This is a genomic window from Bradyrhizobium sp. (assembly GCF_019244115.1).
In the GTDB taxonomy this organism is placed as follows: Bacteria; Pseudomonadota; Alphaproteobacteria; order Rhizobiales; family Xanthobacteraceae; genus Bradyrhizobium.
In genome coordinates, this window is record NZ_JAFATE010000169.1 from 1 (window position 1) to 8,954 (window position 8,954).

Here is an 8,954-nt window from a genome sequence, read left to right on the forward strand (position 1 = left end):
AAAATATCGTTGATCCCGGAGCCCGCGATATCCATCTGGTAGAGCGCCTGCACGGCGGCGAGCCGCGCGGCGCCGCGCCGGTTGGCCTTTTTGTCGGCGCCCGCGGCCGGCTTCTTCCTGCTTTCGGCCATGATCAGACCTGTGCCAGACGGCGTTTGATGCGCAGCATCGCGAGCGCCGCGCGTGCGGCATCGCCGCCCTTGTTGAGCTCCGAGGCCCGCGCCCGCGCCCAGGCCTGGGCCTCAGTGTTGACCGTGAGGATGCCGTTGCCGAGCGGGAAACCTCTCGCGACCGTGAGATCCATCAGCGCGCGAGAGGATTCCTGCGAGACGATCTCGAAATGAATGGTGTCGCCGCGGATCACGCAGCCGAGGGCAATCGCCGCGTCATAGGACCTTCCGCGCGCCTCGGCTGCGTCGAGCGCGATTGCAATCGCGGCCGGAATTTCCAGCGCGCCGGGAACCGTGATGACGTCATGGCTCACACCCGCCGCCTTCAACTCGGCGACCGCGCCTTCCAGCAGCGCGTCCTGGATGTCGTCATAGAAGCGCGCCTCGACGATCAGCGCCCGCGCGCCGGAAATGTCGGTCTGGTCCTTCAACGGGGCGCGTCGCGCGTCTGCCATCATTTTTTCCGCTTAACTATCCCCTCATCCCTGAGCAGCGGCCAAAGGCCGCGTCTCCAGAGGATGAGGCCGCACTGGGGCCTCATGGTTCGAGACGCGCGAAGAGGCGCTCCTCACCATGAGGGTTGATCAGCGGTTTTAGTCGCCACTTCAGGCGAAGCCAAGAGACAAAGAAAAGAGCCGCTACTTCATTTCCGCAAGGCGCGCCGCGTAGCGCGCCATCAAATCGGCCTCGATATTGACCTCGCTTCCCGCACGCCAGCTTGACAGGGTCGTGACATCGAGCGTGTGCGGGATGATCAGCACGGAAAAGGCTGTGTCCTGCACCGTGTTCACGGTCAGCGACGCGCCGTCCAGCGTCACCGAGCCTTTCGGCGCGATGAAGCGCGCCAGCTCCCGCGTGGTTTTCAGCTCGAACCGGGCCATGTCCGGCAGGTCGTCGCGGCTCAGGATAGTTGCGATGCCGTCGGCGTGGCCCGCGACGATGTGTCCGCCGAGTTCGTCGCCGATCTTGAGCGCACGTTCGAGATTGAGCGTGGTGCCTCTGGCCCAGTGCCTGGCCGTGGTCATCGACAGCGTCTCCGCCGCGGCATCGACCTCGAACCACGTCGCGCCGCTCTCGACGCCGGAGGCGACGACGGTCAAGCAGATGCCGTTGCAGGCGATCGATGCGCCATCGGCGATGGTCGTCTGGTCATAGTGACAGGCGATGCGCAGGCGATGCAATTGGCCCTGCGCGGTCGGCGCAAGGCGCGTGATCTCGCCGATGTCGGTGACAATGCCGGTGAACATTGGAGTCCCTAACTCAACGCTCGTCAGGGCCGGGCAAAAGCGCGAAGCGCGTCTTCGCGCAGATGTCCCGGCCATCCACGTCTTATTTCATCAATCGCGGCCAAGACGTGGATGCGCGGCACGAGGCCGGGCATGACGAGCTTGGGGTGAGGATCTACGAGCGCTCGTAGATCGTAAGCATATCCTTATCCAGCGTCTCGCTAGCACGAAGTTTGAAGGCGGGCGACTGTGTGATGGCCGTGAGCCGCATTGCGTCCAGCGCAGCCACGCCGCCCTGCCCGATCGCGCCGGCGCCGCGCAACAGCCAGAATTCATCGACGAGGTCGGCCGCGACGAAGGACGCGGCGATGCGGCTGCCGCCCTCGACCAGCAATCGCGTGATACCGCGCTCGGACAGCGCGTGGAGCGCGGCCGGAAGATCAAGCCCCGGTCCGTCTGAGCACGGCGGCAGCCGGATCACCTGCGCGCCGGCGGCGCCAAGCCGTGCGGTGCTCGCCGCCTCCGCGGTCTCCGACGCGATCAGCCACAGCGGCGTCTGCCGCGCCGAATGCATCAGCCGGCTCTCGGGACCGATCCGCAATGCCGAATCGAGCACCACACGCACCGGCGAGCGAGCCTCCATCCCCGGCAGGCGGCAGGTCAGGAGCGGATCATCCGAAAGCACCGTACCGATGCCGACCAGGATCGCATCGCACTGCGCGCGGAGCAGATGTACCCGCGTGCGCGCGGCCTCGCCAGTAATGGCAACGGGTATGTGTCCGGGCGCGGCGATTCGGTCGTCGGAGGAGACGGCGAGCTTCACGATCACATGCGGGCGCTTGTCGCGGATGCGGCGGAAATGGCCGGCATGGTCGTGCGCCGCCTCTTGCACACAAGACCCGGTGTCGACGGTGATGCCGGCGGCGCGCAATTTTGCGTAGCCCTGCCCCGCCACCAGCGGATTGGGATCCTCGATCGCCGATACGACGCGCGAAATGCCCGCCGCGACAACGGCATCGGCACAAGGCGGCGACTTGCCGACATGCGAACATGGTTCGAGCGTGACGTAGAGGGTCGCGCCGCGGGCGGCACCGCCGGCGCGCCGGAGCGCCTCCACCTCGGCATGCGGACGACCTCCGGCTTGCGTCCATCCCCGCCCGACGATGATGCCGTCCTTGACCACCACCGCGCCGACGGCCGGGTTCGGCCAGGTGCGGCCGAGGCCGCGCCGTCCGAGCGTCAGGGCAAGCTGCATCGAGCGCCGGTCGGCGTCCTCGCGCTGCCTAATCTTCTCGGCGTACTGGTCCTCCAGGATGCGAAAGATCATTTGCGGACCGGGGCGAGCCGCGGGTCGTCCTCGCCCGAGAGCTCGCCGAGCACCGTCTCAAAATCCTTGGCCTCGCGAAAATTGCGGTAGACCGAGGCGAAGCGCACATAGGCGACGTCGTCCAGCGCGCGCAGATGCTCCATGACGATCTCGCCGATCGCCTCCGAGGAGATCTCGGCCTCGCCCCCGCTTTCGAGCTCACGCACAATGGCGGAGACCATCTTCTCGACCCGCTCCGGCTCGACGGGACGCTTGCGCAGCGAGATCTGCACCGAGCGCACCAGCTTGTCGCGATCGAACGGGACCCGCCTCCCGTTGCGCTTGATGACGGTGAGCTCGCGCAGCTGCACGCGCTCGAAGGTGGTGAAGCGGAAATTGCAGGCCACGCACACGCGTCGCCTGCGGATCACGGCAGAATCCTCGGTCGGACGGGAGTCCTTGACCTGCGTATCGAGACTGTTGCAGCTCGGACAGCGCATCCGGCGGAAACCCTGGTTAGTAGATCGGGAATCGGTCGGTGAGCGCCTTGACCCGTTCCTTGATCGCAGCCTCCACCAGCGGCGCCTTGCCATCGTCGGATTGCGCGATCGCGTTGAGCACCTCTGTGATCAGTCCGCCGACCTGCTTGAACTCAGCCACCCCAAACCCGCGCGTGGTCGCAGCCGGGGTGCCGAGCCGCAGGCCGGAGGTGACGAACGGCTTCTCCGGATCGAACGGGATGCCGTTCTTGTTGCAGGTGATCGCGGCGCGGACGAGGGCCTTCTCCGACACATTGCCCTTCAGTCCCTTGGGACGGAGGTCGACCAGCATCAAGTGGTTGTCGGTGCCGCCGGAAACGATCTCAAAACCGTGCGCGCGCAGCGATTCGGCAAGCGCCTTGGCATTTTCGACGACATTTTTCGCGTAGACCTTGAAGTCGGGGCGCAGCGCCTCGGCGAACGCGACCGCCTTGGCTGCGATGACATGCATCAACGGGCCACCCTGCAGGCCAGGGAAGACGGCGGAGTTGAGCTTCTTGGTCAGCGCCTCGTCATTCCACAGCATAAGGCCGCCGCGCGGACCGCGCAGCGATTTGTGGGTCGTCGTGGTCGTGACGTGCGCGTAAGGCACCGGCGAGGCATGCACGCCGCCGGCCACCAGACCGGCGAAATGCGCCATGTCGACCATGAAGTACGCGCCCACGCTGTCGGCAATCTCGCGAAAACGCTTGAAATCCCAGGCGCGCGAATAGGCGCTGCCGCCGGCGATGATCAGCTTCGGCTTCACCTCCTCGGCGCGGCGGGCAACCGCATCCATGTCGATGATCTGGTCCTCGCGGCGCACGGTGTAATGCTGTGCCTTGAACCATTTGCCGGAGATGTTGACGGGCGCGCCGTGGGTGAGGTGGCCGCCGGCAGCGAGATCGAGGCCCATGAAGGTGTCGCCGGGCTGCAGCAGCGCCAGAAACACCGCCTGGTTCATCTGGCTGCCGGAGTTCGGCTGCACGTTGGCGAAGGCCGCGCCGAAGAGTTTTTTGGCCCGGTCGATCGCGAGGCTTTCCGCAACGTCGACCCATTCGCAGCCGCCGTAATAGCGCGCGCCGGGATAGCCTTCCGCGTATTTGTTGGTCATGACCGAGCCCTGTGCCTCCAGCACGGCTCGGCTGACGATGTTTTCCGAGGCGATCAGCTCGATCTCATGGCGCTGACGACCGAGTTCCCCCTGGATTGCGGCTGATATTTCAGGATCGGCCTGAGCCAGCGAAGCCGTGAAGAACGAATCGGGCGCGGAGGCGGTTTTGACGCTGGAGGACGGCTGGTTCATCGGCGAATATCTCCACCGCCGCAAGCCTTAAGCAGGTTGCGGGCGGTCTTTTGTGGCGGTCAGAGCTGGTCTCAGCCGCTTAGCACATCGCCCCGCCCCGGCCAAGCGCTTGCGGTTTGGGCCGGACATTTATGCAAGATATGGTGGCATGCCAGGTGCGTTGATTACGGTTAACCCTACTGTTCCACCGGGCCCTACGCCAAGCCGCTGCAAACGATCGATTTGGCGCAATCGGGCTAGGTCGCAAACCGGTAGGCGCCGCCCTTCTCGATCGAGCGCTGGAAGGCGGGGCGTGCATGCATGCGCGACAGCCAGCCTGAGAGGTTCTGATAAGGACCGAGCCGGGCGAACACTTTTGCCAGTTCGCCGACGAAGCTCATCTGGATGTCGGCGCCTGACAGCGCGGTGCCGACGAAGAACTCGCGGCCGGCCAGCGCGCCATCGACGTAGCCGAGATGGTTGGTGAGCTCGCTATCGATGCGCGGATGCAGCGGCGCGCCTGCTTCCTTCAGCCGGCCGAGATAGAGGTGCAGGAGGAGCGGCAGCATCGCCGAGCCTTCGGCATAGTGCATCCACTCGTTGTAGACCTCGTAGTCGCGGCCGCCGAGCTCCGGCATCATGGCGCCCTTGCCATAGCGGCGGATCACATAGTCGACAATCGCGCCGGACTCCGCGATGGTGAGATCGCCGTCGGTGATGACGGGCGACTTGCCGAGCGGGTGCACCTCTTTGAGCTCCGGGGGCGCCAGCCGGGTCTGCTCGTTGCGCTGATATTTCTTGATCTCATAGGAAACGCCGAGCTCCTCGAACAGCCAGAGGATCCGCTGCGAGCGGGAATCGTTCAGGTGATGCAAAGTCAGCATGGTTTTCTCCCCGGCGCATGCATGCGCAAAAATGCGTTTCGCCCGGCGCGCTGGCCGGGCGATGCACTATTCCAGATGGTATCAGATGAATCGAGGGCGCGCGCGGCTCTTACAATCCGGTATAGCCCTCCTTCACCGGGTCCGAGCTCCCGTCACGCTCGCGCAAATAGGTGAGCCCGCACAGCGCGAGCCGATCGGCATCGTGCTCACCGGCTTCGAACAGCGTCGTCACATAGTCCGTCACCTGCGCCCGCGCCGCTGCCGTTTCGGCGGGCGTACGGTTGGCCAGGAGATCATAGGCCAGCATGATGCGTTCCAGGGCGGCTTCCATGGCATCCTCTCTCTCAGACGCGCTCAAAGGCGCACTGCAAAACCATCTTCTAACGCGGAGCGGCAAAGATGGTTCCCCGAGGTTCCCAAGGCGACGCATGCAAAAGAGGGCGTATCGCGCGATACGCCCTCTCGAGGGGAAAGCACTGATTGCAGGCTTGCCGGTCTTGTCGAATCGCCGGCTCTTGCCCTCTAAGCTGTCTTCAGAATGATCAGAGCCGATAGAGGATCTGATCGGTCCAAAACCGCTCCAGACGGTGCAGCGACTTGTTGAGCGTCGCGAACTCATCGCTCGAGATGCCGCCGACCTGCTCGACTGTCTTGACGTGCTTCTGATAGAGCGCATCGACGATGCGGCGGATGTCCTGGCCCTGCGGGGTCAGGCGGATGCGCACCGAGCGGCGATCGACGCGCGAGCGCTGATGATCGAGAAAGCCGAGTTCGACGAGCTTCTTCAGGTTGTAGGACACGTTGGAGCCGAGATAGTAACCGCGCGTGCGCAGCTCGCCTGCGGTCAGCTCCTTGTCGCCGATATTGTAGAGCAGCAGCGCCTGCACCGAATTGATGTCGGAGCGGCCGCGACGATCGAATTCGTCTTTGATGACGTCAAGAAGCCGGCGATGCAGCCGCTCCACCAACGTCAACGCTTCCAGATAGAGCGGCTGCACCTGGGACTGGCCGGGCGTACGCTCAGCAGTCTCCACCGCCGTCGCAACGGCTTTCATCATGACACTTCCCCTGTTGTCGTCTTTGTCGACTTATTTCGACGAAACTTTTGTCCCGCCTGATAGCCTCAACTTAAGGGGGGCCGTTTGAACATCCGCTTAAACAAGACAATAAAGAGATCATGAATCTTGCAAAGTAAATCGACACTTAAGCCTGTGGCCAAAGGACTTTCCACAACTTCTCATTGACGTTCGCGAAGGCTTTGTTCACGCTTCGTCTCGAGGGGCTGTCGCATTCCAAGACAGCCTGTCCGCATACGGAAAGGTCCGCGTAAGGAAGATCGGCTGGCGCGTTAGCGGAGCCGAAACCTTAGTCTCAAGGCATCGTCCACGATTTTACGAAAATTGTTTGCGCGCCAAACTATGGCGGCCGTTCCCGCGCCGCCATCCAGGCCAGTGCGAGATAGGCGGCGAGCATCGAGGCCTCGCCGGCGACGACCAGCAGGCTGCCGCCGTAGATTCCCGGAAACATCAATTCGATCACGGCCATAGATACGACGGTGGTCAGCCACACCACAGCACCCCAGGGGGTGGCGAGCCAGAGGCCGACGGCGGCGACGAGTTCGATGACCGCGAAGTACACGGTGGCCGCCTGCCACGCCATGGCCTGGTTCTCGAACGCCTCGTCCTCGCCGCCGATGAAGCCGGTGACCTGGGCCCAGTGATAGAGACCCTTGACGATCGACAGCACGGCCATCACGCGCAGAAACAGGACGAGTCGCCGGGTCCAAACGTTCGCATCGTCGGGCTCGATGCGCTCGGCCCGCTCTACAACCGGCATGACATTGCCTTGCGCCCGATGACGCGACGGGGTTTTCGACATGCCGGCTAACGTTCCCTAAAGGAAATCACCTCAGCTTTCAGGACTCATGGCCCCTCGGCCCGGCAAAATCAATCCTGGCGGCTCCCTCGCACGATTCGCGGCGGCAAGCCGAACCTAAAACGTTACCGACCGAAGGGCCTGGGGCGAAATTGCGGCTGGAAGCATTGCATCCGCAGCATTCGAGGCGGCTCAAGCTTGCGATGGCGCGGGCCGTCCAGAATGTTAGAATAAGATCAATTCAATTCGCCGGGAGAATGAGGCAGATGGCGATCAAATTCGGGCGTCCGATCGACATGCGCGATGCATCGCGCCGGAGCAGCACGGCGGCCGCCCCGCCGCTCGATCTGACGGTCCGGATGCGCCGCAACCGCAAAGCCGAATGGGCGCGGCGGCTGGTGCGGGAAAACGTGCTCACGACGGACGATCTGATCTGGCCGCTGTTTCTGGTCGACGGCGAGAACACGCGCACGCCTGTCGGCTCGATGCCCGGCGTCGACCGCCTGACGGTCGATCAGGCGGTGCGCGATGCCGAGCGCGCGATGAGGCTCAAAATCCCCTGCATCGCGCTGTTCCCCTATACGGACGCATCGCTGCGCGATGAGACCGGCTCCGAGGCCGTCAATCCCGCCAACCTGGTTTGCCAGGCGGTCCGCGCGATCAAGCAGGAGTTTCCCGACCTCGGCGTGCTCTGCGACGTGGCGCTCGATCCGTTCACCAGTCACGGCCATGACGGGCTGATCGCAGACGGCCGCATTCTCAACGACGAGACCGTCGCGGTCCTGGTGCGGCAGGCGCTGGTGCAGGCGGAAGCCGGCTGCGACATCATCGCGCCCTCGGACATGATGGACGGCCGGATCGGCGCGATCCGCGCCGCGCTCGACGAGGCCGGTTTCCTCGACGTGCAGATCATGGCCTATGCGGCGAAATATGCCTCCGCCTTCTATGGCCCGTTCCGCGATGCGATCGGATCGGCGAAGATGCTGACCGGCGACAAGCGCACCTACCAGATGGACAGCGCCAATTCCGACGAAGCGCTCCGCGAGGTCGAGCTCGACATCGCCGAGGGCGCCGACATGGTGATGGTGAAGCCGGGCCTGCCCTATCTCGACGTCATCCGCCGGGTGAAGGACAATTTTGCGATGCCGACCTTCGCCTATCAGGTGTCCGGCGAATACGCGATGATCTTGGCCGCCAGCCAGAACGGCTGGATCGACGGCGAGCGCGCCATGATGGAAAGCCTCGTCGGCTTCAAGCGCGCCGGCGCCGACGGCGTTTTGACCTATTTTGCACCACAGGCGGCGGAGAAGCTGAAGCAGCAGGGCTAGAGGCACGCGGCTTCCCAAACTCAGCTCGTCGTCCCGGCCTTGTGCGCAATTGCGCACTGGAGCCGCGACCCATGACCACAAGCGGTTATTGTTGCGATGACGCGCGGTGCAAGCTCGCTCAGCTACAACACCCTGGGGCTATGGGTCCCGGCTCGGCGCCATCGGGCCGCGCTTCGCGGGCGCGATGGCTTGGCCGGGACGATATGGGTACTCGTATCACCGCCGGAATATTGCGGTTCCCTCGCCGCCGCACGCTCTTGGCAACGGCCTGGCTGCCTCCCATGTCCTGTGCGGGGACTTTTGGCAGGGTCGGAGGAGAGGTCATGTCCTACAGCGGCTGGAACAATCAGGGTGGCGGCTGG

General features: G+C 64.2%; 10 protein-coding genes and 1 pseudogene. 1 reads left to right on the forward strand and 10 read right to left on the reverse strand.

Translation table 11 applies throughout. The features are described from left to right. The 10 genes and pseudogenes from JOZ76_RS07415 to JOZ76_RS07460 all read right to left on the reverse strand — a co-directional run. A pseudogene (locus JOZ76_RS07415) lies at positions 1-131 on the reverse strand (transcription antitermination factor NusB); the annotation flags it as partial. Positions 132-133: 2 nt separating this feature from the next. After that, positions 134-625 carry a 6,7-dimethyl-8-ribityllumazine synthase gene (gene ribH, locus JOZ76_RS07420; protein WP_291697974.1) on the reverse strand — a complete coding sequence of 164 codons (492 nt, stop codon included), beginning with the start codon at positions 623-625 and terminating at the stop codon, positions 134-136. A 183-nt stretch (positions 626-808) separates the two neighbouring features. Continuing rightward, on the reverse strand, positions 809-1,417 hold the full coding sequence (locus tag JOZ76_RS07425) for a riboflavin synthase (protein ID WP_291697975.1): 609 nt from the start codon (positions 1,415-1,417) through the stop codon (positions 809-811). A 154-nt stretch (positions 1,418-1,571) separates the two neighbouring features. Continuing rightward, positions 1,572-2,723 carry a bifunctional diaminohydroxyphosphoribosylaminopyrimidine deaminase/5-amino-6-(5-phosphoribosylamino)uracil reductase RibD gene (ribD, locus tag JOZ76_RS07430; protein WP_291697976.1) on the reverse strand — a complete coding sequence of 384 codons (1,152 nt, stop codon included), beginning with the start codon at positions 2,721-2,723 and terminating at the stop codon, positions 1,572-1,574. Beyond that, positions 2,720-3,202, reverse strand: a complete 483-nt coding sequence (nrdR, locus tag JOZ76_RS07435; RefSeq protein ID WP_291697977.1) for a transcriptional regulator NrdR — start codon at positions 3,200-3,202, stop codon at positions 2,720-2,722. The genes ribD and nrdR overlap by 4 nt, the downstream gene beginning before the upstream one ends. Positions 3,203-3,218: 16 nt before the next feature. Continuing rightward, on the reverse strand, positions 3,219-4,526 hold the full coding sequence (gene glyA, locus JOZ76_RS07440; RefSeq protein ID WP_291697978.1) for a serine hydroxymethyltransferase: 1,308 nt from the start codon (positions 4,524-4,526) through the stop codon (positions 3,219-3,221). Between the two features lie 236 nt (positions 4,527-4,762). Then, positions 4,763-5,389 carry a glutathione S-transferase family protein gene (locus JOZ76_RS07445; RefSeq protein ID WP_291697979.1) on the reverse strand — a complete coding sequence of 209 codons (627 nt, stop codon included), beginning with the start codon at positions 5,387-5,389 and terminating at the stop codon, positions 4,763-4,765. Between the two features lie 109 nt (positions 5,390-5,498). Beyond that, on the reverse strand, positions 5,499-5,720 hold the full coding sequence (locus tag JOZ76_RS07450; protein WP_291697980.1) for a hypothetical protein: 222 nt from the start codon (positions 5,718-5,720) through the stop codon (positions 5,499-5,501). Between the two features lie 211 nt (positions 5,721-5,931). Beyond that, positions 5,932-6,447, reverse strand: a complete 516-nt coding sequence (gene ldtR, locus JOZ76_RS07455; protein WP_291697981.1) for a transcriptional regulator LdtR — start codon at positions 6,445-6,447, stop codon at positions 5,932-5,934. Positions 6,448-6,805: 358 nt separating this feature from the next. Further along, the gene (locus JOZ76_RS07460) at positions 6,806-7,225 is read right to left on the reverse strand and encodes a DUF6163 family protein (protein WP_441299991.1); all 420 of its coding nucleotides are present in this window, start codon (positions 7,223-7,225) and stop codon (positions 6,806-6,808) included. 305 nt (positions 7,226-7,530) lie between these two features. Between JOZ76_RS07460 and hemB the strand changes: the two genes are divergently transcribed. After that, positions 7,531-8,592, forward strand: coding sequence for a porphobilinogen synthase (hemB, locus tag JOZ76_RS07465; protein WP_291697983.1), 1,062 nt, complete (start codon positions 7,531-7,533; stop codon positions 8,590-8,592). The last annotated feature ends 362 nt before the right edge of the window (positions 8,593-8,954 follow it).